The following is a 23835-nucleotide window of genomic DNA, read 5'->3' on the forward strand; positions in this document are numbered from 1 at the left end:
CTTATGACGATTCGCGTACTCGTCTGGGGCGAGAACCGGCACGAGCAGGTCGAGCCGCATGTCGCCGAGATCTACCCCGACGGCATGCACTCGACCATCGCCGCCGGGATCAGCGACAACCTCGGCGCCGAGGCATCGGTCAGTACGACGACCCTCGACGAGCCCGAGCACGGCCTGACCGAGGAGGTGCTGGCGCGGACCGACGTGCTGGTGTGGTGGGGCCACGCGGCACACGGCGAGGTCGACGACGCCGTGGTCGAGCGGGTCTACCAGCACGTGCTGTCCGGGATGGGCCTCGTCGTCCTGCACTCCGGCCACTGGTCGAAGATCTTCGGCAAGCTGATGGGGACGTCGTGCACGCTGCGCTGGCGCAGTGAGCGGGACCGCGAGCTGGTCTGGACGGTGAACCCGACGCACCCGATCGCCCAGGGCGTACCGCACCCGATCATCATCGAGCAGCAGGAGATGTACGGCGAGTTCTTCGACATCCCGGTGCCGGACGAGCTGATCTTCGTCTCGTCGTTCAGCGGCGGCGAGGTGTTCCGGTCCGGCTGCACGTTCCGCCGCGGCCACGGCAAGATCTTCTACTTCTCCCCGGGCGACCAGGACTACCCCGTCTACCACCACAAGGACGTCCGCAAGGTGATCGCGAACGGCGTCGCCTGGGTCAACAGCGACCGGCCTTCGCGTGAGGCGCCGGTGTTGCTGCGGTACGAGACCGAGGACTTCTTCAACGGTCACGGCTACACCGGCCCAATCGAAGAGCCTGCCGATGCCTGAGCCTCTCAGACTCGTCCAGGTCGGCGCGGGCGGTATGGGCCGCGCCTGGCTGCGGACGATTGCCGACAATCCTGATGTCGACCTGGCCGGCCTGATCGATCTCGACGTACCGCTGGCTCGGGCTGCTGCCGACGAGCACGGGTACGGCGGGGTGCCAGTGGCGGCATCGATCGAGGAGTTGGGGGTCGAGGCCGACGCGGTCATCGACGTGACCGTGCCGGTCGCGCATCCGACGGTGAGCGTGGATGCCTTGCTGCGTGGGCTTCCGGTGCTGTGTGAGAAGCCGCTGGCCGAGACGGTGCGCGAGTGCCTGACGATGATCGCGGCGTCCGAGGTGAGCGGGAAGCTGCTGATGGTCTCGCAGTCCCGGCGCTACTTCCGGGCCGGGAACGCCTTCGCCCGGCAGCTCGCCGAGCTCGGCACGATCGGGTCGCTGTCGTGCGAGTTCTTCAAGGCTCCGCACTTCAGCGGTTTTCGGGAGCGGATGGCCGAGCCGTTGCTCGTCGACATGGCGATCCACCAGTTCGACCTGTCCCGCAAGCTGATCGGCTCCGAACCGGTGTCGGTCTACTGCGACTCGTACAACCCGGACTGGAGCTGGTTCGACGGCAACGCGGCCGCCAACGCGATCTTCACCTTCGCCGACGGCACCCGCTTCTCCTTCACCGGCAGCTGGTGCGCACCCGGTCTGGAGACGTCGTGGAACGGCCGCTGGCGGGCCAGTGCATCCGCCGGTACGGCGACCTGGGACGGGGACAACGCGCCCGTTGCCCAACTCGCCTCGGGTGATGCGTTGCCGGCCACGGTGCTGGAGGAGCCGGAGGAGATCGCGGGGTCGCTGGTCGAGTTCGTCGACGCGGTCCGCCAGTCGACGATCCCGCAGTCGGAGGTGCACTCCAACGTCATCAGCATCGCGATGGTGGAGGCCGCCGTACGGTCAGCCTCGACCGGCTTGCCGGTCAAGATCGCCGACGTACTGGAGACCGCCTACGAAGAAGCCCTCGCCACCGTCCAGGATCCAGTCCTGCAAGCGGCCGTCAAGGCCTGGCCCAACGTGCTCAAGGTCGTCGGCCTGGAGTCCTGAAGCAGTACGCGCGGAGAGGATCCAGCTTCTCCGCGCGTGCTCAGGCCAATCCCCACAGAGCGGCGATCAACGGTCGGCGGAGGTCTGCCCGACGGGCGCAGAGGCCGATCGTGAGCGGTTCGAGGTCGGCGGGTAACTCGATCAGGCGGTTGGCCGTGGTCGAGGACTCGAGGACCAGCCGCGGCACTATGCCGGTGCCGCAGCCGAGCGCCACCAGAGCGAGAAGTGCCTCGTGCCCGTCCGGCTCGGCCGCGATAACCGGCTTGATCCGTTTGCGCCGGAACCATCGGAACGCCGCATCCCGAACCAGACCACGGGCCGGTACGACGAACGGCCCGTCTGCCCCGGATTCGCCGGCCGCAACCAGCACGAGGTCGGTGACGGCGACTGTGCGAGTCACCAGCGTCTGCGGCAACCGCTTCGGGATCCCCGCGACGGCCGCATCCACCTCACCCTCGTCGAGCCGGGCAAGTGCCGCCGCGGCGTCGCCGGTCCGGACGTCGAGCCGGATCTGCGGATGCGCAGCCCGCAGTGGCGCCAGCAGGTCGGGCAGCAACGCCTGGCAGGCGGTGACCGTGGCGAAGATGCGCAGCTCACCGACCAGATCGGCCGCGTCGCCGGTGCCCGCGTGATAGTCCTCCCAGAGCGCCAAAGCCCGTTCTGCGTACGACGTGAAGCGCTGACCGTCCGCGGTGAGTACGACGCCGCGCGGACCGCGGTCGAGCAGCCGCGCACCCGCGCGCACCTCCAGCCGCTGGATCGTCCGGGTCAGCGTCGCCGCGCTGACGTGACACTCCAGGCTGGTGCGTCCGTAGTTCAGCGTGCGCGCCAGGTGCAGGAACAACTCCAGCTCTCGATGCTCCATATTCCATTCTCCGCAACGGCCCGATGCAGATGTTGCGCTTGCTGCAACACTCGCCTCCGACCTTAACTGAACGGCATGAGCACCTTCACCTCGTCGGTTTTCCGCACCGAGACCATGACCGTTCCGGGTGGAACGGAGACCATCCTGCGCGGCGGCCGAGACCTGTTCCCGTTGCTGCCCGAGGCACTGCACGGCGTCCGGCGGATCGGCGTCCTCGGCTGGGGACCGCAGGGCCGCGCCCAGGCCCAGAACCTGCGCGACTCGCTGGCCGGGACCGACGTGGCCGTATCCGTCGGGCTGCGTCCGGGCTCGGCTTCGGCGGACGACGCGCGCAAGCACGGATTCACCGAGGAGGACGGCACTCTCGGCGACCTGCTGACGGTGGCCGCGGATTCCGATCTGGTGATCCTGTTGATCGCCGACGCCGCGCTGGCCGCCAATCACACGCAGATCTTCGAGGTGTTGCGGCCCGGCGCCACGATCGGTCTCTCCCACGGGTTCCTGCTGGGTCATCTGAAGGCCATCGGCGGTGAGTTCCCGGCCGGGCACCCGGTGATCGCGGTCTGCCCCAAGGGCATGGGCGATTCGGTACGGCGGCTGTACGAGCAGGGCGCGACGGTCAACGGAGCCGGGATCAACGCGAGTATCGCCGTACATGCTGATCCGGACGGGCATGCGACGGACCGCGCGCTGGCCTGGTCGGTCGGGCTGGGGTCGCCGTACACCTTCGCCACCACGCTGGAGAACGAGTACAAGTCCGACATCGTCGGTGAACGCGCCATCCTGCTCGGCGCGGTCCACGGCTTGGTCGAGGCCCTCTATCGTCACTTCCGGCTCGAGGGCGCTGATCCGGTGACGGCGTACGAGCGCTCCACCGAATCGATCACCGGGCCGATCGCGCGGACCATCTCCGACGCCGGTCTGCCCGCCGTGCGTGCCGCGCTGACCGACGACGGCCGGGAGCTGTTCGATCGCGCCTACACCTCCGCTTACGGGCCGGCCCGCGAGCTCGTCGCCGAGATCTACGACGAAGTTGCCGACGGCACCGAACTGCGCAGCGTGATCCTGGCCGAGAACCGCCTCGCCGCCCGGCCGATGTCCCGGATCGGCGGCAGCCCGATGTGGTCGTACGGCGACGAGGTCCACGCCCGCCGCGGTACGACGCCGGCCGCCATCGACCCGCTCACCGCCGGCCTGTTCGTGGCCACCATGGTCGCCCAGGTCGACGAGTTCGCCGACCGCGGCCACCCGTGGTCGGAGATCGTCAACGAGTCGATCATCGAGGCGGTCGACTCGCTGCTGCCGTACATGCACGCCCGCGACGTGGCCTACATGGTCGACAACTGCTCCCGCACCGCCCGCCTCGGCGCCCGCCGCTGGGGCCCCCGCTTCCAGGCCGCCTACGAGCAGATCGCCCTCCCCACCCTGCACACCCCCGCCAACCCCGGCCTCATCAAGAGCTTCCTCGACAACCCCACCCACGAGGCCCTCACCGAAGCCGCCAAACTCCGCCCCTCAGTCGACATCTCGGTGACTTAGAAGTCGCGCTTTCGGGATGCGGCCCGGGTGTCAGGCTCCCGGCCGCGGCCTGAACCTCCGGCAAGAGACGGGACCTGAGACAGGAAACGGCGACCTGGGACCTGATATTTCAGGTCCCAGGTCGCCAGAGGGTGTCTCAGGTCCCCAGACGGTGGACGACCCTCAGAGCTTCAGCGAGGCGGCGACCACGTCGGCGAGGGAGTGGGCGATCTCGTCGGCGGTGTCCGAGGACTCGGCTTCGACCATGACCCGGACCAGCGGTTCGGTGCCGGATGGACGGAGCAGGACTCGGCCGGTGTCACCCAGCCGCTTGGTCGCGTCGGCAACGGCGGCCCGGACGGCCGGGTCGGTGCCGGCACGGGACTTGTCCACGTCCTTGACGTTGACCAGCACCTGCGGGAGCCGGGTCATCGCGCCGGCCAGATCACTCAGCGTCTTGCCGGTCTGAGCGACCCGGGCGAGCAGCATGACCGCGGTCAGCGTGCCGTCGCCGGTGGTGGCGTGGTCGGACAGGATCACGTGCCCGGACTGCTCACCGCCCAGCTTGTGGCCGCCGGCCTTCATTGCCTCCAGCACGTACCGGTCGCCGACCTTGGTCTGCTCGACCGCGATCCGCTCCCGGACCATCGCCTGGACGAAGCCAAGGTTGCTCATCACGGTGGCGACCACGGTGTCGTTGGACAACCGGCCGCTGTCGCGCATCGCCAGCGCCAGGATCGCGAGGATCTGGTCGCCGTCCACCAGTTCACCGTTGGCGTCGACGGCCAGGCAGCGGTCCGCGTCGCCGTCCAGGGCGATACCGAGGTCGGCGCGGTGACCGAGCACCTCGCGCTGCAGACCCTCCAGGTGGGTGGATCCGCAGTTCAGGTTGATGTTCAGTCCGTCGGGTGCGGCGGCGTACGTGATCACCTCGGCACCCAGCCGGCGCAGTGCCTCCGGCGCGGTCTGCGAGGCGGCACCGTTGGCGCAGTCGATGACGACCTTGATGCCGTCGAACCGGTTCGGAGCGGACCGGACCAGGTGCGAGACATATGTCTCGAAGCCCTGCCCGTCGTCGAAGACGCGGCCGACGGCGGCGCCGGTCGGGCGCTGCCACTCCTCGCCCATCCTGGCCTCGATCGCGTCCTCGATCGCGTCGTCCAGCTTGATCCCGCCGCGGGCCAGGAACTTGATGCCGTTGTCCGGCATCGGGTTGTGGCTGGCGGACAGCATCACGCCGAGGTCGGCGCCGGTCGAACCGGTCAGGTAGGCCACGGCCGGGGTCGGCAGAACGCCGAGCTTGACCACGTCGACGCCTGCGCTGGCCAGACCGGCCACCACGGCGGCTTCCAAGAACTCACCACTGGCCCGTGGATCCCGCCCCACAACGGCGCGTGGCCGGTGCCCTTCGAAGGCACCGGCCTCGCCGAGTACGTGAGCTGCCGCGACCGAGAGGTCGAGCGCCAGCTCCGCGGTCAGGTCCACGTTCGCCAGGCCACGGACTCCGTCCGTGCCGAACAAACGACCCATCAGATGATCAGCGCTTGCTGTACTGCGGCGCCTTGCGGGCCTTCTTGAGACCAGCCTTCTTCCGCTCCTTGATCCGCGCGTCGCGGGTGAGCAGACCGGCCTTCTTCAGCCCCGGGCGGTTCGCTTCCTGGTCGGCCGCGTTCAGGCAGCGGGCCACACCCAGCTGCAGCGCACCGGCCTGGCCGGTGATGCCACCGCCGTTGATCCGGGCGATGACGTCGTACGAGCCCTCCAGGCCCGCGACGACGAACGGCTCGTTCACGTGCTGCTGGTGGACCTTGTTCGGGAAGTACACGTCCAGCGGCTTGCCGTTGACGGTCCACTGACCGGTGCCGGGCACCAGGCGGACGCGGGCGACGGCCTCCTTGCGGCGGCCGGTGGCGCCGGCCGGGTTGATCACCGCGACACGACCCGTCTCGGCGCGCTGCTCCGGAGTCGGGTTCGTCTCGGAGGTGTAGGCGACCGGGCCCTCGTTGTCGATGGGGACCTCGGGGTCGAACTCTTCGGTCTCGGTGGTGATGTCGCTCACGCTGGGAATCCTCGTTTACCTGGCTCGTCGATCGCTTACTGGGCGATCTGGGTGATCTCGAACGGCTTCGGCTGCTGGGCGGAGTGCGGGTGCTCCGGACCGGCGTACACCTTCAGCTTGGTGAGCAGCTTCCGGCTCAGGCGGTTCTTCGGCAGCATGCCCCAGACAGCCTTCTCGACGGCCTTGCGAGGGTCCTTGTCGAGGATCTCGCCGATCGGCGTGGCCGTCAGACCACCCGGGTGACCCGAGTGGCGGTACGCCAGCTTGTCCGTCCGCTTGGTGCCGGACAGGGCGACCTTGGAAGCGTTGATGACGACGACGAAGTCACCGCCGTCCACGTGCGGCGCGAACGTCGGCTTGTGCTTGCCACGCAGCAGGGTGGCGATCTGGACGGCGAGCCGACCGAGCGTGACGTCGGTGGCGTCGATCACGTGCCACTCGCGGGTGACGTCAGCAGGCTTCGGGCTGTACGTGCGCACGGTCGTTGACCTTCGTTTCTCAGAGGTTGACAAAACTGGTACGTCGGCGAATGGTCCGCCGACGGGGCTGGGACCTGGAACGCACAACAGCAGCCCAGAATACCGGCGGTGTCCGCCCCGGGTCAAAGCGAGCAAATCCCCGCCGGAGGCCCCGGCTTGGAAGCAGACCCCGACAGCACTAGTTTAGCGGTGAAGATTGCAGTCCGATCCGCGTCCCGCCGGCTGACGATAACCCTCACTCACCAGGCGATGACGCCAGCTTCCGAAGAGGGCATTGTGACCGATCAGTCGCTCACCGTCCGGGACAACCGGACCGGCAAGGACTTCGACCTTGCCATCACCGATGGCACCATCCGTGCCGCCGATCTCAAGCAGATCAGCGCATCCGACGGCGACGGTGGCCTGGCCACCTACGACCCCGGGTTCGTGAACACCGCCTCCTGCCGTTCGTCCGTCACCTTCATCGACGGCGACAAGGGCATCCTGGAGTACCGCGGGTACCCGATCGAGCAGCTCGCCGAGCAGTCGAACTACCTCGAGGTGGCTTACCTGCTGGTGAACGGCAAGCTGCCGAACAAGGCGGAGTACGAGGCCTGGGCCCACGACGTGACGTATCACACGTTCGTGCACGAGAACCTGAAGACCTTCATGCAGGGCTTCCGGTACGACGCTCACCCGATGGGCATGCTGGCGGCCTCGGTCGGCGCGCTGTCCACCTTCTACCCCGAGTCGCGCAACATCTTCGACGAGGAGTCCCGGGCCCTGCAGATCCGGCGGCTGATCGCGAAGATGCCGACGCTGGGCGCGTTCGCCTTCCGGCACGCCCAGGGCAAGCCGTACGTGTACCCGGACAACGAGCTCAGCTACACGGCGAACTTCCTGTCCATGCTGTTCAAGATGAGCGAGCCCAAGTACGCCGCCGACGACCGGCTGGTGCGGGCACTGGAGATCCTGTTCATCCTGCACGCCGACCACGAGCAGAACGCCTCCACCAACGCGGTGCGGGCGATCGGCTCCACCCAGGTGGATCCATACACGGCGGTGGCCGGCGGTATCGGCGCGCTCTACGGCCCGCTGCACGGCGGCGCCAACGAGGCGGTGCTGAAGATGCTCCGCCGGGTCGGCTCGGTGGACAACGTTCCGTCGTTCATCGAAGGCGTCAAGAACGGCGACGAGCGGCTGATGGGCTTCGGTCACCGGGTCTACAAGAACTACGACCCGCGAGCCAAGATCATCAAGAAGGCCGCCGACGACGTGTTCGAGGTGACGGGGATCAACCCGCTGCTGAAGATCGCCGTCGAGCTGGAGAAGATCGCGCTCGAGGACGAGTACTTCGTCTCCCGCAAGCTCTACCCGAACGTCGACTTCTACTCCGGCCTGATCTACGAGGCACTGCAGTTCCCGCCGGAGATGTTCACCGTGCTGTTCGCCATCCCGCGCACCTCGGGCTGGCTGGCGCAGTGGCTGGAGATGCTCGGCGACACCGACCAGAAGATCGCCCGCCCCAAGCAGATCTACACCGGCGAGCGCGGCGTCCAGTACGTCCCCATGGGCGACCGCTGACCCACAGTTGACAAGGCCCCGCGATCACCCGGTCGCGGGGCCTTCGCGTATCTGCTTCAAGGGGCGGCGTTAAGTCCTGAGACCGGATAGCTTCAGTGGATGGACACGCTGGAGGGGAAGATCGCGCTGGTCACCGGGGCCAGTCGCGGTGTGGGGCAAGGGATCGCTCTCGGGCTGGGTGAGCAGGGAGCGACCGTCTACGTCACCGGCCGGACCGAGGTCGGTGGTTCGCCGACGACGCCGTTCGCCGGCACTGTGCAGGAGACGGCCGAGGAAGTGACGGCCCTTGGCGGGCACGGGATACCGATCGCCTGCGACCACCGCGACGACGAACAGACCCGGCGGGCCGTCGGGCAGGTGCTGGCGGAGGCCGGCCGCCTCGATGTGCTGGTGAACAACGTCTGGGGCGGCTACGAGCATTTCTGGGACGGGACGCCGTTCTGGCTCGAGGCCGGTTTCTGGACCGCGCCGATCGACCGCTGGGACTCGATGTTCCAGGCCGGGGTGCGGGCCCATTACGTGACCAGCGTGGCGGCGGCGCCGGCGATGGTCGCCCAGGGGTCCGGGCTGATCGTCAACGTCTCGTCGGACGCCGCGGACAAGGACGATCAAGGCGTCAGCTACGGCGTCGCGAAGGCGGCGACCGACCGGATGGTTGCCTGCATGGCACACGACCTGCGCGACCACGGCGTGGCCGCGGTGTCGTTGCACCCGGGCCTGGTGCGAACCGACTCGGTCCTGGCCGCCGCCGAGCACTTCGACCTCTCCGACTCGGAGTCCCCCCAGTTCATCGGCCGCGCCGTCGCCGCCCTGGCCGCCGACCCCGACATCATGCGCTTCACCGGCCAGGTGGTGCGCTCAGCCGAACTCGGCCAGGAATACGCCTTCACCGACATCGACGGCCGCCACCCAGGCACCGGCGGCCTGCCCTACCAGCCCCCAACCACCTGAGGCGCTCCCGCCGGAGGTGGTGTTCTGGCGAATGGTTAATGTGTAGTGAATTAACCAACTTATGGGTATTGACCGGGTCTTGGGGTCAGGTTAATGCTTTCACCATGAGTCGGGAAGGGCGGACGACGCTTCGGGATGTGGCGGAGGTTGCCGGGGTTTCGGTGGCGACCTGCTCGTATGTGTTGAGCGGGCGGGCGGATCGGACGACCCCGCTGCCCGAGCCGACCCGGCGAAGGGTCGAGGAGGCTGCGCGGCAGCTCGGGTACAAGGGCAACACGGCCGCCCGGAGCCTGCGCCGGCAGCGGTCCGAGCTGATCGCACTCGTGTACGCCCCTCCGGTCGGGCCCTGGCTGGATCGGCTGACCATGGAGTGCGAGGACATCGCCGCCGCTCACGGCTACTCCGTGATCGGAGTCCCGGTACGACGCCTCGATCGCGCCGCCCAGTCGTTACGCGTCATCACCCGCGGCCACGTGGACGCCGCGATCTTCACGCCCGGCCTGAGTGATGACCTGGATCTGACCGCAGCCCGGCGATCCACCCGGGCGTTGATGGCGTTCAGCGACAACCTCGAGCTCGAGGGTGTGGACGTCGTACGCAACAACGTCCGTCAGGCGGTGGCGGAGGCGACCACCTACCTCCTCAGCACGGGCCGGGAGCGGATCGCGTTCCTGTCGCACACCACACCCCACGATGACCGGTACGGCGGGTACGTCGACGCTCTCCAGGCGCACGGCCGAGAGGTCGATCCGGAGCTGGTCCGCATCGGGGCAGCCTCGCGCGAGGAGGCGGTCCTGGTGGTCCGCGAGCTCCTCGATTCCCCGAAAACCCCGGACGCGCTCGTCTCCGAGTCGGACCGGGGTGCGTTCGCCGCACTGCAGGCGGCGGTCGACCGTGGTTTCAAGGTGCCGGACGACCTCGCCGTGATCGGCACCGGCAACACCCTCGAAGCGACCTACTCGTCGCCGCCGCTGACCAGCGTCGGCATGTACCAGCTGGACTTCTCCGAGATGGTCGAGGCGCTGTTCGCGCGTATCGACGACCCCACGCTGCCGGCCCGGGAGCTGTCCATGCCCTGGGTCCTGAACCGCCGCGCATCCGCCTAGAAACTCCGCCGCCCAACCCACACCCGCGCCATTGGAAAGGTTCGTCATGCCCTCTTTCGACCGCCGCTCGTTCCTCCAGCTCGGGCTTGGTGTCACCGTCCTCGGCGCGGTCGGCACCGGCTGCTCGCCGGCCACTCCGGCGGCGAAGAAGCAGGACCCCCGGACGTTCACCATCTACTGGAACGCCGGGCACGGCTATCAGGCCTACAAGGACGTGATCGACCAGTTCGGCAAGGATCACGACCTGCAGATGAACTGGCAGAAGTTCCAATGGCCGGACCTGACCACCAAGCTGACCGCGGACTTCCGGTCCGGGAACGTGCCGGATCTGGTCGAGGAGGTCAGCGCCGGAACGGGAACGCAGTACGGGCTGGCCGGCAACGTGCTGGCCCTGGACGAGTTCGCCGCCGCGGACCAGGCGTTCGGCTTCCCCGGCGACTTCATCGACCAGGCCGTGGTCGCCCGGCAGTACGAGGGCAAGACGTACTCGATCCCGTTGCACCTGACCGCCAACGGCCTGGTCTTCTACAACAAGGCGATGGTCGACAAGCCGCCGACCACCTGGGACGAGTTCCTCGAGATCGCGAAGTCGACGACCAAGGACAAGGTTTCCGGTACGGCGCTCAACGCCGACGCGAGCTACAGCGGCCCGTTCTACAGCCAGCAGAAAGTCGACTTCAGCCAGGTCGCGGCCAAGCAGTTCATGATGCCGGCCGACGGCGCCCGGACCGCGTTGCAGTACATGCAGGACCTCATCTTCACCCACAAGGTCTCCCCCGCGCCGGTGGCGACCACGGACTACTCCGGTCCGCAGAAGCTGTTCTCGGCCAAGCGGGCGGCGATGTTCGTGTCCGGGCCGTGGGACATCGGCCCGATCCGGCAGGGCAGCCCCGATATCGACCTCGGTCTCGCCGTACCGCTGACCGGTGCGATCCAGGCCTCGTCGATGGCCGGCGCCGGGCTGATGATCCCGGCCAAGGCCAAGGACCCCAAGCTGTCATGGGAGTTGCTGACCAAGCTGACCGCGGTGAAGACCGAGCTGGCCGCCACCAAGGAGGCCGGGATGTCGATGCCGCGGAAGAGCTGGGCCGCCGACCCGTCGGTCGCCTCCGATCCCAACCTGGGCACGATCGCCAAGGCGCTCGCAGTCGTGGCCAAGCAGGACGTCGCGCTGTCCGCGAGCGGTAAGGCGGCCCAGATCGCCGAGCTGTGGAAGAAGGCGTACCAGCAGATGATCATCCAGCACGCGCCGGTCGAGCAGACGCTGGCCGACTTCCGCAAACAGGCCGGGGCAGCGCTGTGACCCGTCGCCGTCAGGCCGCGACCGCGTGGCTGTTCCTGACTCCGGCAGTGCTGTTCTTCGTCCTGTTGTTCTTCCTCCCGATCGGCAACCAACTGCTGACCGGCCTGTACGACGCCGACGGCGTCTCGTTCGTCGGCCCGGGCAACTTCAGTCGCGCGTTGACCGATCCCGAAGTCCTGCATTCGTTCCTGATCACGCTGTTGTACGCCGCGGGCACTTTGATCGTCGGTACGGCGGTGGGCCTCGGACTGGCCGTGATCCTCAACCAGGCGATCCCTGGGCGCACGCTGTTCCGCTCGGTGCTGCTGATCCCTTATCTGACCTCGGTTTCGATCGTCGGCCTGCTGTGGCGGAACATCCTCGATCCGCAGGTCGGCATCCTCAACCGGCTGCTCGAGTCCCTCGGGCTGCCCGGCCAGACCTGGCTGAGTACGCATCCGCTGGCCACGATCGTCGGCATCACGGTCTGGTCCGGCGCGGGGTACACGATGGTGCTGTTCCTGGCCGGCCTGCAGGGGATCCCGGCTCTGTACTACGAGGCCGCGCGGATCGACGGGGCCGGGCCCTGGCGGCGGTTCTTCGCGATCACGCTGCCGTTGCTCGCGCCGACCACGCTCTTCGTTTCGATCATCGGGTTGATCAGCACGTTGCAGCAGTTCGCGCTGCCGTACATCGTGACCGGCGGCGGCCCCGGGAACGCGACTTCGCTCTATGCCCATCGGCTGTTCATCGTCGCGTTCAACGACAACGACTTCGGCTACGCGTCGGCGCTGTCGGTGCTGCTGCTTCTCGTCGTACTGGTGCTTTCACTGCTGCAGTTGCGGATCGGAGACCGGGCCAATGCGTGAACGGCTCTTCCCCGGCGACCGGGTCGCGGCGTACGTCGTACTGGTGGCGCTCGGGCTCGTCACCGTACTGCCGTTGCTGTACATGATCGTGCTGGCGTTGCAGAGTGATGCCGAGGTGCAGTCGGGTGATCCGGTGTTGTGGCCCGCCGAGTTGCAGTGGGGGAACTTCACCCGGTTGTTCGAGGCGGCGCCGTTCGCGCGGTTCTTCGTGAACAGCCTCGTGATGGCCGGGGCGATCACCGTCGCGCACCTGATCTTCGACCCGCTGGTCGGGTACGTGTTCGCGAAGATGGAGTTCCCGGGGAAGCGGATGGCGTTCGTCGCGGTGCTGTCCACGCTGATGGTGCCGTTCTTCGTCCGGATGCTGCCGATCTACGCGATCTTCGCCAACCTGGGCTGGATCGACACCTACCAAGGGCTGATCGTCCCGTTCCTGATGGATGCCTACGGCATCTTTCTGATGCGGCAGTTCATCCGGCCGCTGCCGGACGAGCTGGTCGAGGCGGCCCGGGTGGACGGTGCCGGCGAGTTCCGCATCTACTTGCGGGTGATCCTGCCGCAGTGCAAGCCGGCGCTCGCCGTCCTCGGGCTGTTCACCTTCGTCTTCCAGTGGAACGAGTTCCTCTGGCCGCTGATCGCCACCAGCCGGACCGAGATGCGCACGCTGCCGATCGGGCTGACGCTGTTCAACCAGGAGTACTTCACCCAGTGGAACCTGACCGCGGCCGGCGCGTTGCTGCTGTTCGTCCCGACCGCACTCTTCTTCGTGATCACCCAGAAATTCCTGGTCGAGGGCATCGCGCTCTCCGGCCTCAAGTGAGGATTGTTGATGCGCCCCAATGTGATCGTCTTCTTCACCGACCAGCAGCGCTGGGACACCGTCGGGAGCCCGCTGGGCATCACCCCGAACCTCGACCTGATGGCCCGCCACGGCACCTCCTTCGAGACGGCGTGCACGACCAATCCCGTGTGCGCACCGGCCCGCGCGGCGATGCAGACCGGCATGTACCCGACGAACACCGGTGTCTTCCGCAACAACGTGCCACTGCCCACGGACGCGCCCACTCTCGGCCGCCTGTTCGGTACGGCGGGCTACCAGACCGGCTACATCGGCAAGTGGCACCTCGGCACCCAGGACCCCGTTCCCGTCGAGGAACAGGGCGGCTACGACTTCTGGCTGGCCTCGAACCTGCTCGAGTTCACGTCAGACGCGTACCGGACTGTCGTGTACGACCGGGACGGCGAGCCAGTGCGTCTGCCCGGCTACCGGCCGGACGCGCTGACGGATGCCGCGATCCGGTTCGTCACCAAGGCCTCGACGGATGACCGCCCGTTCATGCTCTTCCTGTCGTTGATCGAGCCACACCACCAGAACGAGCACGACGACTACCCAGCCCCTGAGGTCTACCGCGACACGTACAACGGCGCGTGGTTGCCACCGGACCTCGCCACACTTCCAGGTACGGCGTACCAGCACGCCGCCGGGTACTACGGCCAGATCAAGCGGGTCGACGAGTGCCTCGGGCGGCTCCGCGACGCACTGGTCAGTCTGGACCTGCTGCACGACACCCTGGTCGTCTACACATCGGACCACGGCTCCCACTTCAAGACGCGCAACAACGAGTACAAGCGCTCACCGCATGACGGGTCAGTCAGGGTCCCGCTGGTTGTGGAGGGTCCTGGCTACCGCGGTGGTACTCGCGTCGGCGTACCGGTCAGCACAGTGGACGTCGTACCGACGGTGCTTGATGCGGCCGGGATCGAGTTGCCTGATCATCTGGACGGCGTACCCCTGCGTCAACGGACAGCCAGCGACGGTGTGCTGATCCAGGTGAGCGAGTCGGAGGTAGGCCGTGCACTGCGGACAGACCGGTGGAAGTACTACGTCCACGCGCCGGACGTGGGTGACGAGCCGGCCGCCGACCACTACGTCGAGCGGGCGTTGTACGACCTCACCGCTGACCCGTATGAGCTGGACAACCTCATCGACAGTGCTGGGCATCAAGAGATCGCTGCGGAGCTGCGGGACGCGCTCATCGCCGAGGTGGCGCGGATCGAGCGACAGGAGGTGACCGTCGCGGCGTTTCCGGACGTGCGGGACCGCGGGCGGTTCGCCGTAACCACCGTGCAACGGCTGAAGCTGGACGGTCGACGGCTCGAGTGACCTACTCCCCCAGGCCTCAGGGTCTCCCTGAGTCGTACCTCGGCTGGGGTAGCCGAAGTGCCGTCGTGCACCCGACGCGGTAGAGGGGTGCTGACGGCGACGCTGTTGTGGTCATCGACTGCGACAGGGAGAAACGACCATGAATGCCTTGCTTTACAAGGGAAATCGTATTGCCGACGCGCTCGGGCGGCACAGCGTCGACATCCTCCGGGTCAGCCTCGGGCTGGTCTTTCTGGGATTCGGCGTACTGAAGTTCTTCCCCGGAGCCAGCCCGGCGGAGGCACTGGTGATGCGGACCATCGACACACTCACTCTCGGCGTCATCGACGGGCGGAACGCCGTCCTGCTGACCGCGCTGATGGAGTGCTTCATCGGCCTGACCCTGGTCACCGGGAAGTTCCTGCGGACCGGGCTGTTGGTGCTCGGGTTCTCGCTGGTCGGGATCATGTCGCCGCTGGCGCTGTTCTTCGGCGACCTGTTCCCGGGGACGCCGACGCTGGAGGCGCAGTACGTGCTGAAGGACATCGTGCTAGCGGCCGCCGGTCTGGTGATCGCCGCGAAGGCCCTGGCCGCGTCACCACTGCGGCTGCAGGCTTGAGCACTTGGAGATGGCCCCGGGCGGGCTCAGTTGCCTCGGTCCGGGGCCATCCGGCGCCTCTGCCGACTACGACGCGGCCGGGGCGCTCGCCGGTTCCTTGAGATGTACGACGAGATCGTCGACCTGACCGCGGGCCCGGATCATCGCGACGTGGTCGATGTAGTCGCGGGACTCGACGATCAGGCCATCCCGGACGCGCAGCACGAACACGCAGGGCGCGGTGAACGGCTCCCCGGTCGCGATCACGGTGCCGGCGTAGTCGAACTCGGCGACGATCACCTCCGGGTCGGCAGTGTGATGGACCCGGATGTTCTCCGGCTGGAAGCGGACCTTCCCGACCACCCGTGGTGCGTTGACGCCGAAGTGCTCGCTCAACGCTTCCCGGCTGAGCAACGGGTGATCGCCGTACGGGTTCATCGGGTGGCGTACGTCGGTCTGCTCGGCGTACAGCGCGGGGAGCGCGTCGAAGTCGCGGTCCGCGACCCCGTGGACGAGCTTCAGGAAGACCTCTTCGGGAGTCATCGGGTTCCTCTCGGATAAACGGAGTAGCGACTCCGAATATACGGAGCGCCGACTTCGTTTACAACCCAGCACTCGGTCGCGGCGTCTCCTAGGCTGGGAGACAACGAAGGGGAGCAGGGTGCGAGCAGACGCGCGGGACAACCGAGCACGGATCATGACCGCGGCGGACGAGGTTTTCGGCCGGTCGCCGAGCGCGTCCACCGACGATGTGGCGAAACTGGCCGGTGTCGGTATCGCGACCGTGTTCCGGCACTTCCCGACCAAGACCGAGCTGCTCGAGGCGGTGCTCACCCTGCGGCTGGAGCGGCTGCGCGACCGAGCCATCGAGCTTGCCGACAGCAACCATCCGGGCGAGGCGTTCTTCGGGTTCTTCACCCAGGTGGTCTCGGAGTCCGCATCGAAGCTGGCAATCGCCGAAGCCCTCACCGCCGCCGGTTCGGCCGCCGGCGCGGACGCGAAGAAGGCGGGCAGCGGTTTGCGGGAGGCCTTCAACACCCTTCTCACCCGGGCCCAGGAGGATGGCGTCGTACGGCGGGATGCCGGACTGACCGAGGTCTACGCGCTCCTGATCGGCGCATCCCGGGGAGCGACCGCGGTCGGGCTCGAGCCGGAGACCCGGGAGCGGATGCTCGGGATGATCTTCGACGGCTTGCAGCCGCGTCCGTGAGGCGGCGCTGGAGAGCCTGGTCCCGCAAACGCCGAGTGCTGATGGTCCTGGCACTCGCGTTCGTCCTGCTGATCCCGGTCCCGCTGGGCGCCTACGCGGTGTCCCTGCGGTTCCAGTACGCCGGTGATCCGGCAGCCGAAGCGCGGACGCGGAACAACGACGCACTGTGGCTCGGTCATGCCTGGGTGGACGGACGGAAGACCCAGGCGGACGTGACCGCACTGGCCCGGCAGCTCGAGGGCACGGGGATCAGAGATCTCTACGTCCACGCCGGCCCGTTGGCGCATGACGGCTCTCTGTCGCTGTCGAAGCGGTCTCCGCAGGCGCGGTGGTTCACGTCAGCCATGCGGGCCGCGGCGCCCGACGTACGCGTGCAAGCGTGGCTCGGTGACATCGTGCAGCCGGGGAAGAACCCGGGGATGAACCTGGACGACCCGGCCGTGCGGACACGGGTCGTGGCGTCGTCGGCCGCCGTACTCGATCAGGGCTTTCAGGGCATCCACTTCGACTTCGAGCCAGTGCACTCCGGGTCGGCTGGGTTCCTCGCCGTACTGGACGAAACACATGTGCTGACGGCGAAGCGCGACGTACCCCTGTCGGTCGCGGCAGCGCAGCTGGAGCCGCTCTGGCACATCAACGCCCTCCCGCTGGCCCTGACCGGCGAGGGCAAGTGGTGGTCGCAGGACTACTTCGCCGACGTGGCTCGCCGGGTCGAACAGATCGCCGTCATGTCCTACGACACCGCGATGCCACTGGAGTCCTTGTACGGCGGCTATGTCGCCCAGCAAACCAAGCTCGCGCTGGAGGCGACACCGGCAACGACGGACCTGCTGATGGGCCTACCTGCCTACTGGGAGAGCAACCCCTCCCACTGGGGCCACGCCGAAACCGTCGCAGCAGCGGTCCGAGGCGCCCGACTCGCCCTCGGCACGTCAACCCGCCAGAACTTCGGCCTAGCCATGTACGTCGACTTCACCGCCACCCCAGACCACTGGACCGCCTACCACGACGGCTGGTGCGTAGCGCCTTAGACGAGCCGGACCAGGACGACAACTGCTGCACAAGCCAGGTAGAAGCCGCCTTCGACCAGGGCCTGCGGATTGAGCTGGCGACGGCCCGGCGTGGCCGGCAGACCGCTCCGCGCCCTGATCCGCAAAGCCTCGAAGACCGCGGCGACTCCGGCGGCCTGGTCCTTCCCGAGGCTGCCGATCAGATGCCAGTCCGCCCCGGTCCTCAAGGTCAGCCGGCCGGCGCCGAACTCGACCGCGTCGATCGTCTGCCAGTCGATCACCGCGTCGAACCAGCCGCGCCGGATCCGGAGCTCGGTGGCGGACGCGACGACCCGATAGAAGACGTCGTCGCCGAGGACACGCAGCAGGGTGGCGCCACCGGCCACCGCACCGATCGCAGGGATCCAGTCGCCCCAGCTCGCGAACAAGCCGCCGGCAGCCGGCGCGACCAGCAGCACACCGACCAGCGCCACGCGCAGCCACCACTCCGGCGCCTCGACCGGCACCGTCCACGGCAGTGTCGGCAGCTCACGCGCCGGATCGACGCGCCCGGGCTCGACCCACGCGTTCCTGGCCTCGATCTCGGCCTGCGAATCGAGCGGGACGAACGACTCGACGCTCCACGGTGTACGACGCGGCGCGCGCAGCGGACCCGCCGGACGCAGTGCGGTGTCGCCGACCATCAGGGTCAGCCAACTACCTTCGGCCAGTTCGCCGACCAGCAATGCCTCCCCGTCGTAGCGGCTGACCGTGCGCGACCACTCGTCCCGGACGGACGGCGGAACGTCCTCCTCCTCGTCGTCGAGGCCGTCGATGGCGGCGGACAGCCGGTCGTCCGCCGACGGGTCGTCCAGGTCGATCGATACGAGGCCGAGAACGACATCGCCGTCGGCTGAGCGGATGACGAAGTCCAGCGAGGCATCCGGGCTGACCCGGACCGGCAGGCCGGGCGCGGTCCAGGACCGGCGTGGGCGGGCCCTGCGCCGGCGGATGTCCCGCAGGACAAGGATGATCGCCAGTAACCAGGCACCACCGGCCACCGCGTACCAGCCGGTGTGGTCGGCGGGCTCGATCCGAAGCCGTACCCAATCGTCGTCGGCAGGATCGATCAGGACCGCGATCGACGTACCTGGCTCGTAGTTGTCGAGCACACTGACCACTCGCCGGTTCCCGTCCGGCAGCTTGAGCTCCAGGTCACCGTCGTACGTCTGGCCTGCCACAGCTGTCTGCTCGATGGCACGGCGTACATGGGTCTGCTCCTGCTGGTCCTGCCATCTCATCACGCCGAGGGCCGCGGCCCCTACGACCACGAGGACCACCGCGACCACGATCCGTCCGGTCGGACCCAAGGGCCTGGCGGCTGGGACCATCACCGGCCGTCTGGGCGGCTCGGCCGTCAGTGCGGCCTGCTTGTGACGGCTGACTGCCATCCACACACCCAGTGCGAGACAACCGGTCGCGAACAGCGCCCACTCCGGCACCACCGAACCGCCGTCGTAGCAGACCTGGGCTGCGAAGAACCCCACCCCAGCGACCGCGGCCAAGCCAGGTCGCCACCACCACAGGACGAGTGAGGCGACGAACGGGACCAGCGTCAGCGCGAACGCCGGGTCCGGCGCGCAGATCGTCGGATCCTCAGTGCAGGGCACGTCCTCCGTGGTCGCGAACGTCACCACGGTCGCAGCGAGCCACACTGCCGGCATCAGCCAGCGGTAGAGCCAACTGGGTACGACGGTGTTGGCCCAGCGCGTAGCCAGGTCGGATGTCATCGAGCTCCCCCTCGACGCGGTGGGAGAACTGTAAGGGTCAGCGGGCGCGTTCGACGCGGCCTTCGTCCCAGACTGGGTCGTTGGACTCGTAGACGGAGCCGTCTGCGCCGAAGACGAGGTAGCGGTCGAAGCCGCGGGCGAACCAGCGGTCGTGGGTGACGGCGAGGACTGTCCCGTCGAACGAGTCGAGGCCTTCTTCCAGAGCCTCGGCCGACTCGACGTCGAGGTTGTCGGTGGGCTCGTCGAGCAGGAGGAGCGTGGCACCGGACAACTCGAGCAGGAGGATCTGGAACCGGGCCTGCTGACCGCCGGAGAGGCTGTCGAAGGTCTGCTCCGCCGCATGGGCCAGCTCGTACCGGTCCAGTTTGCGCGAGGCCAGCTCGCGGCCCATGCCCTCTCGGTGCTCGTCACCCCGGTGCAGGATCTCCAGCAGCGTGCGGCCGACCAGCTCAGGGTGCTCATGCGTCTGCGCGAACCAGCCCGGTCGCACCCGCGCACCCAGCTTGGCGTTGCCGGTGTGCGCCACCGGTGTGATCTCCACGTCGCCAACCGGCCGGTGCTCGACGTCGGGGTCCGAGCCACCGTTGGCGAGTAGCCGCAGGAAGTGCGACTTGCCGGACCCGTTCGACCCCAGGACGGCGACGCGTTCGCCGTACCAGACCTCGAGGTCGAAGGGCTTCATCAGGCCGGTCAGCTCCAGACCGGTGCACACCACCGCGCGCTTGCCGGTGCGGCCGCCGGTGAGCCGCATGCTGACCTTCTGCTCACGCGGGATCGCCTGCGGCGGCCCGGCCTCCTCGAACTTGCGCAACCGGGTCTGCGCGGCCCGGTAACGCGACGCCATGTCGGAGTTGTACGCCGCCTTCTGCTTGTACATCAGCATCTGCGCACGCAGCTTGGCGTGCTCCTCGTCCCAGCGCTTGCGCAGCTCCTCGAACCGCTCGAACCGGTGCTGCCTGGCCTCGTGGTACGTCCTGAAGCCACCGCCGTGCGTCCACACCGTGTTGCCGGCGGCACCGAGTTCCACCGTGACGATCCGGGTGGCGGTGTTGGCCAGCAGCTCACGGTCGTGACTGATGTAGAGCACCGTCTTGTCGGTGCTGCGGAGCTGCTCCTCCAGCCAGCGCTTCCCCGGTACGTCGAGATAGTTGTCCGGCTCGTCCAGCATCAGGACCTCGTCGGGACCGCGGAGCAGAGCCTCCAGGACCAGGCGCTTCTGCTCACCGCCGGACAGGGTCTTCACCTCGCGCCAGCGACAGCGGTCGAAGGGGATGCCAAGTGCGGCCGTCGTACACACGTCCCAGAGGACCTCTGCGTCGTACCCGCCGACCTCGCCCCAGTCCGCCACCGCTTGGGCGTACTTGAGCTGGGTCTTCTCGTCGTCGGCGTCCATCATCGTCAGCTCGGCCTTGTCCAGCTTGGCCGCGGCGGCCTGGATCGCCTCGGGTGCGACCGAGAGCAGCAGGTCGCGGACGGTCGACGAGTCCCGGACCGAGCCGACGAACTGCCGCATCACCCCGAGGCCGCCGGACCGCGCGATGCTGCCGCTGTGCGGTTTCAGGTCACCCGCGATGATCCTGGTCAGCGTGGTCTTGCCAGAACCGTTGGCCCCGACCAGCGCGACCTTGGCCCCGTCCCCGACCCGGAACGTGATGTCGTCCAGCAACACCCGCCCGTCCGGCAGCTCGAACCCGACCCCGCCCACATCCACGTGACCCATCGCACCAGTCTGACCGACCGGCCCGAAGCAGGCGACCAGTTATCGACCCCTGAGCTGGAATGATCGGCGCTGGTCTGAGGTGAGGAAGGTGCGAATGGACGCCTATCTGGAGGCGCAACGGGTGTACGCCGCCGCAGTGATGTCGACCGCGACGGGACAGGATCGGGTGGCTGAACTGCATCGCACCCTGGAGCGGATGGGCGACCTGGCGGCCGCGACCGCACCGGCCGAGCGGGCCGCCGTACTGCTGATGAACAGCGCGATCGCCGAACTGATCATCACCCTGCCGGAGGAGACCCGATGAGTGAGCTTCCGCGCGGCCCGGAGATCCTGCCCGGCACCTGGGAGTACGAGTGGGTATCGGCAGTCGTCGATCGGGCCGCGGAGCGCGCCGGCCGGCCCTCCAACTGGAACCGGCGGCTGTACGAGGAGCCGAGCCAGGTGAGCGGGATCTACCACACCGACGGCAGCATGACCGTCAGCCGGACCCACGTGCTCGACCCGGCGCGCCCCGCCTACACGCCAGGGCACACGCCCACCAACGACGAGCGAGCGGCCGCCGGAGCCGCGACCATGATGGCGGTGTACCAGGCGCGGCTCTCGCTGTCCTCGTTCGGCGACGACAGCGTGCCCGGCGCCACGCCGCTCGGGTCGCTGGAAGACCTGGCCCTCGAGCGGGCGCTGGCCGACCGGTTCACCCAGAGGTACGGCGACAGGATCGCCGAGGACGTGGGCAGCAAGCATGATCTGCACGTCGGCATGGGTCGTCCGGCGTTCCCCGCCTACACGACGGCCACGGATCGGCTCATGTACCCCCTGGCCGGTGCCACCGGGATGGGCGTGGACGAGCTCCGCGACCTGATCGAGCGGACCGAGCGCCCGCAGCGATTCAACGCGATCGCCGACCGGGTGATCGACCACGAGCTGGGCGACCTGGTCCCCGAGTCGCACCGGGCACAGCTGCGCGAGGACCTGAGCGGACCACTCAAGCGCGGGCTCGGCGGGCTGGCGATGACCGAGCTCAGCCAGCACGCGCACCCCGGGTCGAAGTTGACCTGGGGTGACCGTTCGGCGGAGTGGACCACCGCCGAGTTCGACACGAACCTCGAGGACATCAAGGCGCACTACGAGTCCTGGCGCGATGAGCACCCGGGCACCGAGCCGCCCATGCTGCCGGACTCCCTGCGTGAGACCTTCGCCGACCGCCAGGAGGAGATCCGGCAGATCTGGGCGGACGCGGGCTGGCCGGCGCAGCGCCCGGTGCCGGGCTACGAGGAGAACGCCCGGCTGCCGGAGCAGCCCTATCCGTCCCCGCGCGAGCAGGAGAACGCCGTGCTGCAGAAGTGGCTGTGGTCTCACACAGCGCCGAGCCAGCAGGCCGCGACCGCGAGCGAACAGGCCGACAATGTGCGGCCCATCGGTACGGCGCCCCGCACCCGAGGTCACGGGATCGAGTGAGCTACCAGCCCTCGAGCGCGTCCAGGTAGGTGCTGCCGGCCGGACGGACCGTGCCGGTCATGAAGAGCTTGAGTGGTGCGGCGTACAGACCGTACGTGCGGGAGCCGGTGAAGAAGCCGGCCGAGTCGCAGCCGTCGTACTCGACCCAGATCTCCCGGACGCCGAGTGACGTGTCGAACCGCAGCACGATCGCCTCCGACGGCCGCGCGGTCTGTGGGGTGCACTTGAACACCGGTAGGTCCGGGTTCCGCTCCGGCAGCACCTTGATCGCGTCGACCACCTGCTGCGCGATACCGGCGTTGAAGACCTGCTGGCCGAGCAGCATCGTGGCACCGGGTGTGAGCCGGTAGCGACACGCCTGCATCCCCAGCACCGGCGTCTCGACGTCCAGCCCGGTCCCACGCGGTACGGCGTTGCGCCCGCCCGCCTGCAGGATCGGATGGTCGCCCGGGCAGGCCGCGTCCTCCGACTGCGGAGGCAGGATCCCCGGCGAGCGAGACCCGGTCCCGGCCCCCGACGCCGAGCTCTCGCCCTTGCTGTCCTGGGCGCTCGAGGCGATCGGCGACGGATCTCCGATCGCGTTCCAGACACCTCCGATGGACGCAGCCACCACCACGGCCGCCGCGGCCATCACCATCCCCTGCCGGCGCTTGCGGACCCGCCGTCGTGCCTCTGCCGCCAGCAGGCTGCCGCGTGGACCAGTGGCCGCGCCGGAGTGCTGCTGGAACGACTCGGCGATCTTGGGGCCGAGCTCCTGCTCAGACTCGTGCTCAGGCATCCTCGGCTCCTTCCTTGCTCAGCGTGGTCTTCAGTGCTGCCAGTGCCCGGTGTACATGCGACCGGGCGGTCGCCTCCGCGCAGTGCAGCAGCGCACCGATCTCGGCGTAGGAGAGCTCCTCGTAGAAGCGCAGTACGACGGCTGCCCGCTGTTTGTCCGGAAGCGTCGAGCACAGCGCCCAGACCGCATCGGACTCGGCTCTGTCGGCGGCACCGTCCGGAGCCGGCGGCCCGGTCCGGACCGGGTCGGCGGCCGGTGCCTCCCGGCGGCGGAAGCGACGCCACCAGGAGATGTGTGCGTTCACCACCATGCGCTTCACGTACGCCTCGGGGTCGTCGGCGCGGCTCACTCGGCTCCAGCGGGCACAGGCGGTCGTCAGGGCGTCCTGCACCGCGTCCTCGGCCAGGGTGGTGTCCCCGGTGAGGACGTAGGCGAAGCGCAGCAGCGCGTCCGCCTTCTCGGTCACCCAAAGCTCGAAGTCGATCGGCTCCGTCCGTGCCTCTGCTGCCGCCAAGGCTGCCTCCATACCCTCAGGACGGCGCCGCCGCCCGATCCGTTGCAGCCAGTCCACCGTCCCCTGGTTGGCACGGTCG

General features: G+C 68.3%; 24 protein-coding genes. 15 read left to right on the plus strand and 9 right to left on the minus strand.

The annotated features are described in order from the left end of the window. Positions 1-3 precede the first annotated feature (3 nt). Both V9K99_RS10750 and V9K99_RS10755 read left to right on the plus strand, forming a co-directional pair. Positions 4-780: a ThuA domain-containing protein gene (locus V9K99_RS10750; protein ID WP_337003696.1), complete on the plus strand. Its 777-nt coding sequence runs from the start codon at positions 4-6 to the stop codon at positions 778-780. Then, complete coding sequence (locus V9K99_RS10755) at positions 773-1864, plus strand: Gfo/Idh/MocA family protein (protein ID WP_337003698.1); 1092 nt, start codon at positions 773-775, stop codon at positions 1862-1864. The genes V9K99_RS10750 and V9K99_RS10755 overlap by 8 nt, the downstream gene beginning before the upstream one ends. Before the next feature lie 40 nt (positions 1865-1904). On the opposite strand, the gene ilvY is transcribed toward V9K99_RS10755, so the two are convergent. Beyond that, entirely contained in the window at positions 1905-2729 is an 825-nt protein-coding gene (gene ilvY, locus V9K99_RS10760; protein WP_337003700.1) for an HTH-type transcriptional activator IlvY, read from the minus strand. Positions 2730-2804: 75 nt separating this feature from the next. Here ilvY and V9K99_RS10765 point away from each other — a divergent pair, with 75 nt between their 5' ends. Then, entirely contained in the window at positions 2805-4268 is a 1464-nt protein-coding gene (locus V9K99_RS10765) for a ketol-acid reductoisomerase (protein WP_337003702.1), read from the plus strand. Between the two features lie 162 nt (positions 4269-4430). Here the strand turns inward: V9K99_RS10765 and glmM are convergent, their stop codons facing one another. The 3 genes from glmM to rplM are packed head-to-tail and all read right to left on the minus strand — an operon-like array spanning position 4431 to position 6785. Beyond that, positions 4431-5777 (minus strand): phosphoglucosamine mutase, encoded by a 1347-nt coding sequence (gene glmM, locus V9K99_RS10770; protein WP_337003703.1) that lies wholly within the window; start codon positions 5775-5777, stop codon positions 4431-4433. A gap of 7 nt (positions 5778-5784) precedes the next feature. Further along, positions 5785-6306, minus strand: coding sequence for a 30S ribosomal protein S9 (gene rpsI / locus V9K99_RS10775; RefSeq protein ID WP_442914727.1), 522 nt, complete (start codon positions 6304-6306; stop codon positions 5785-5787). A 35-nt stretch (positions 6307-6341) separates the two neighbouring features. Then, positions 6342-6785 carry a 50S ribosomal protein L13 gene (rplM, locus tag V9K99_RS10780; RefSeq protein ID WP_337003705.1) on the minus strand — a complete coding sequence of 148 codons (444 nt, stop codon included), beginning with the start codon at positions 6783-6785 and terminating at the stop codon, positions 6342-6344. Between the two features lie 276 nt (positions 6786-7061). Here rplM and V9K99_RS10785 point away from each other — a divergent pair, with 276 nt between their 5' ends. From V9K99_RS10785 to V9K99_RS10820, 8 genes are all read left to right on the plus strand, one after another. Beyond that, entirely contained in the window at positions 7062-8348 is a 1287-nt protein-coding gene (locus V9K99_RS10785) for a citrate synthase (RefSeq protein ID WP_337003707.1), read from the plus strand. A gap of 99 nt (positions 8349-8447) precedes the next feature. Continuing rightward, positions 8448-9299 carry an SDR family NAD(P)-dependent oxidoreductase gene (locus V9K99_RS10790; RefSeq protein ID WP_337003709.1) on the plus strand — a complete coding sequence of 284 codons (852 nt, stop codon included), beginning with the start codon at positions 8448-8450 and terminating at the stop codon, positions 9297-9299. A 104-nt stretch (positions 9300-9403) separates the two neighbouring features. Next, positions 9404-10405: a LacI family DNA-binding transcriptional regulator gene (locus V9K99_RS10795; RefSeq protein ID WP_337003711.1), complete on the plus strand. Its 1002-nt coding sequence runs from the start codon at positions 9404-9406 to the stop codon at positions 10403-10405. A gap of 46 nt (positions 10406-10451) precedes the next feature. Further along, on the plus strand, positions 10452-11708 hold the full coding sequence (locus V9K99_RS10800; RefSeq protein WP_337003713.1) for a sugar ABC transporter substrate-binding protein: 1257 nt from the start codon (positions 10452-10454) through the stop codon (positions 11706-11708). Next, positions 11705-12556, plus strand: a complete 852-nt coding sequence (locus V9K99_RS10805) for a carbohydrate ABC transporter permease (RefSeq protein WP_337003715.1) — start codon at positions 11705-11707, stop codon at positions 12554-12556. The genes V9K99_RS10800 and V9K99_RS10805 overlap by 4 nt, the downstream gene beginning before the upstream one ends. Next, positions 12549-13376: a carbohydrate ABC transporter permease gene (locus tag V9K99_RS10810; protein WP_337003717.1), complete on the plus strand. Its 828-nt coding sequence runs from the start codon at positions 12549-12551 to the stop codon at positions 13374-13376. Before V9K99_RS10805 ends, V9K99_RS10810 begins: the two co-directional genes overlap by 8 nt. A gap of 9 nt (positions 13377-13385) precedes the next feature. After that, the gene (locus V9K99_RS10815) at positions 13386-14720 is read left to right on the plus strand and encodes a sulfatase-like hydrolase/transferase (RefSeq protein WP_337003719.1); all 1335 of its coding nucleotides are present in this window, start codon (positions 13386-13388) and stop codon (positions 14718-14720) included. Positions 14721-14859: 139 nt separating this feature from the next. Continuing rightward, positions 14860-15318 carry a DoxX family protein gene (locus V9K99_RS10820; RefSeq protein WP_337003721.1) on the plus strand — a complete coding sequence of 153 codons (459 nt, stop codon included), beginning with the start codon at positions 14860-14862 and terminating at the stop codon, positions 15316-15318. A 66-nt stretch (positions 15319-15384) separates the two neighbouring features. On the opposite strand, the gene V9K99_RS10825 is transcribed toward V9K99_RS10820, so the two are convergent. Next, complete coding sequence (locus tag V9K99_RS10825; RefSeq protein ID WP_337003723.1) at positions 15385-15840, minus strand: nuclear transport factor 2 family protein; 456 nt, start codon at positions 15838-15840, stop codon at positions 15385-15387. A 118-nt stretch (positions 15841-15958) separates the two neighbouring features. Here V9K99_RS10825 and V9K99_RS10830 point away from each other — a divergent pair, with 118 nt between their 5' ends. After that, positions 15959-16507 carry a TetR/AcrR family transcriptional regulator gene (locus V9K99_RS10830; protein ID WP_337003725.1) on the plus strand — a complete coding sequence of 183 codons (549 nt, stop codon included), beginning with the start codon at positions 15959-15961 and terminating at the stop codon, positions 16505-16507. 41 nt (positions 16508-16548) lie between these two features. After that, positions 16549-17538 carry a hypothetical protein gene (locus tag V9K99_RS10835; RefSeq protein WP_337003727.1) on the plus strand — a complete coding sequence of 330 codons (990 nt, stop codon included), beginning with the start codon at positions 16549-16551 and terminating at the stop codon, positions 17536-17538. Here V9K99_RS10835 and V9K99_RS10840 read toward each other — a convergent pair. Continuing rightward, on the minus strand, positions 17535-19286 hold the full coding sequence (locus V9K99_RS10840; protein ID WP_337003729.1) for a hypothetical protein: 1752 nt from the start codon (positions 19284-19286) through the stop codon (positions 17535-17537). The two genes, V9K99_RS10835 and V9K99_RS10840, sit on opposite strands and share 4 nt — an antisense overlap. Positions 19287-19323: 37 nt before the next feature. Further along, positions 19324-21006 carry an ABC-F family ATP-binding cassette domain-containing protein gene (locus tag V9K99_RS10845; RefSeq protein ID WP_337003731.1) on the minus strand — a complete coding sequence of 561 codons (1683 nt, stop codon included), beginning with the start codon at positions 21004-21006 and terminating at the stop codon, positions 19324-19326. 88 nt (positions 21007-21094) lie between these two features. Here V9K99_RS10845 and V9K99_RS10850 point away from each other — a divergent pair, with 88 nt between their 5' ends. Together V9K99_RS10850 and V9K99_RS10855 are read left to right on the plus strand one after the other, a co-directional pair. After that, entirely contained in the window at positions 21095-21310 is a 216-nt protein-coding gene (locus V9K99_RS10850) for a hypothetical protein (RefSeq protein WP_337336387.1), read from the plus strand. Beyond that, complete coding sequence (locus V9K99_RS10855; protein WP_337003734.1) at positions 21307-22464, plus strand: hypothetical protein; 1158 nt, start codon at positions 21307-21309, stop codon at positions 22462-22464. The genes V9K99_RS10850 and V9K99_RS10855 overlap by 4 nt, the downstream gene beginning before the upstream one ends. A gap of 1 nt (position 22465) precedes the next feature. On the opposite strand, the gene V9K99_RS10860 is transcribed toward V9K99_RS10855, so the two are convergent. Beyond that, positions 22466-23242 carry a hypothetical protein gene (locus V9K99_RS10860; RefSeq protein WP_337003736.1) on the minus strand — a complete coding sequence of 259 codons (777 nt, stop codon included), beginning with the start codon at positions 23240-23242 and terminating at the stop codon, positions 22466-22468. Further along, positions 23235-23756, minus strand: a complete 522-nt coding sequence (locus tag V9K99_RS10865; RefSeq protein ID WP_337322865.1) for a SigE family RNA polymerase sigma factor — start codon at positions 23754-23756, stop codon at positions 23235-23237. The genes V9K99_RS10860 and V9K99_RS10865 overlap by 8 nt, the downstream gene beginning before the upstream one ends. Between the last annotated feature and the right edge of the window lie 79 nt (positions 23757-23835).

It is taken from the genome of Kribbella sp. CCNWLW201 (assembly GCF_037203805.1).
GTDB lineage: Bacteria > Actinomycetota > Actinomycetes > Propionibacteriales > Kribbellaceae > Kribbella.

Coding starts and splice junctions, on each gene's coding strand:
- V9K99_RS10750 (WP_337003696.1), top strand. CDS start 4: ATGACGATTCGCGTACTCGTCTGGGGCGAGAACCGGCACGAGCAGGTC.
- V9K99_RS10755 (WP_337003698.1), top strand. CDS start 773: ATGCCTGAGCCTCTCAGACTCGTCCAGGTCGGCGCGGGCGGTATGGGC.
- ilvY (WP_337003700.1), bottom strand. CDS start 2,729: ATGGAGCATCGAGAGCTGGAGTTGTTCCTGCACCTGGCGCGCACGCTG.
- V9K99_RS10765 (WP_337003702.1), top strand. CDS start 2,805: ATGAGCACCTTCACCTCGTCGGTTTTCCGCACCGAGACCATGACCGTT.
- glmM (WP_337003703.1), bottom strand. CDS start 5,777: ATGGGTCGTTTGTTCGGCACGGACGGAGTCCGTGGCCTGGCGAACGTG.
- V9K99_RS10790 (WP_337003709.1), top strand. CDS start 8,448: ATGGACACGCTGGAGGGGAAGATCGCGCTGGTCACCGGGGCCAGTCGC.
- V9K99_RS10795 (WP_337003711.1), top strand. CDS start 9,404: ATGAGTCGGGAAGGGCGGACGACGCTTCGGGATGTGGCGGAGGTTGCC.
- V9K99_RS10800 (WP_337003713.1), top strand. CDS start 10,452: ATGCCCTCTTTCGACCGCCGCTCGTTCCTCCAGCTCGGGCTTGGTGTC.
- V9K99_RS10810 (WP_337003717.1), top strand. CDS start 12,549: ATGCGTGAACGGCTCTTCCCCGGCGACCGGGTCGCGGCGTACGTCGTA.
- V9K99_RS10815 (WP_337003719.1), top strand. CDS start 13,386: ATGCGCCCCAATGTGATCGTCTTCTTCACCGACCAGCAGCGCTGGGAC.
- V9K99_RS10820 (WP_337003721.1), top strand. CDS start 14,860: ATGAATGCCTTGCTTTACAAGGGAAATCGTATTGCCGACGCGCTCGGG.
- V9K99_RS10825 (WP_337003723.1), bottom strand. CDS start 15,840: ATGACTCCCGAAGAGGTCTTCCTGAAGCTCGTCCACGGGGTCGCGGAC.
- V9K99_RS10835 (WP_337003727.1), top strand. CDS start 16,549: ATGGTCCTGGCACTCGCGTTCGTCCTGCTGATCCCGGTCCCGCTGGGC.
- V9K99_RS10840 (WP_337003729.1), bottom strand. CDS start 19,286: ATGACATCCGACCTGGCTACGCGCTGGGCCAACACCGTCGTACCCAGT.
- V9K99_RS10845 (WP_337003731.1), bottom strand. CDS start 21,006: ATGGGTCACGTGGATGTGGGCGGGGTCGGGTTCGAGCTGCCGGACGGG.
- V9K99_RS10855 (WP_337003734.1), top strand. CDS start 21,307: ATGAGTGAGCTTCCGCGCGGCCCGGAGATCCTGCCCGGCACCTGGGAG.
- V9K99_RS10860 (WP_337003736.1), bottom strand. CDS start 23,242: ATGCCTGAGCACGAGTCTGAGCAGGAGCTCGGCCCCAAGATCGCCGAG.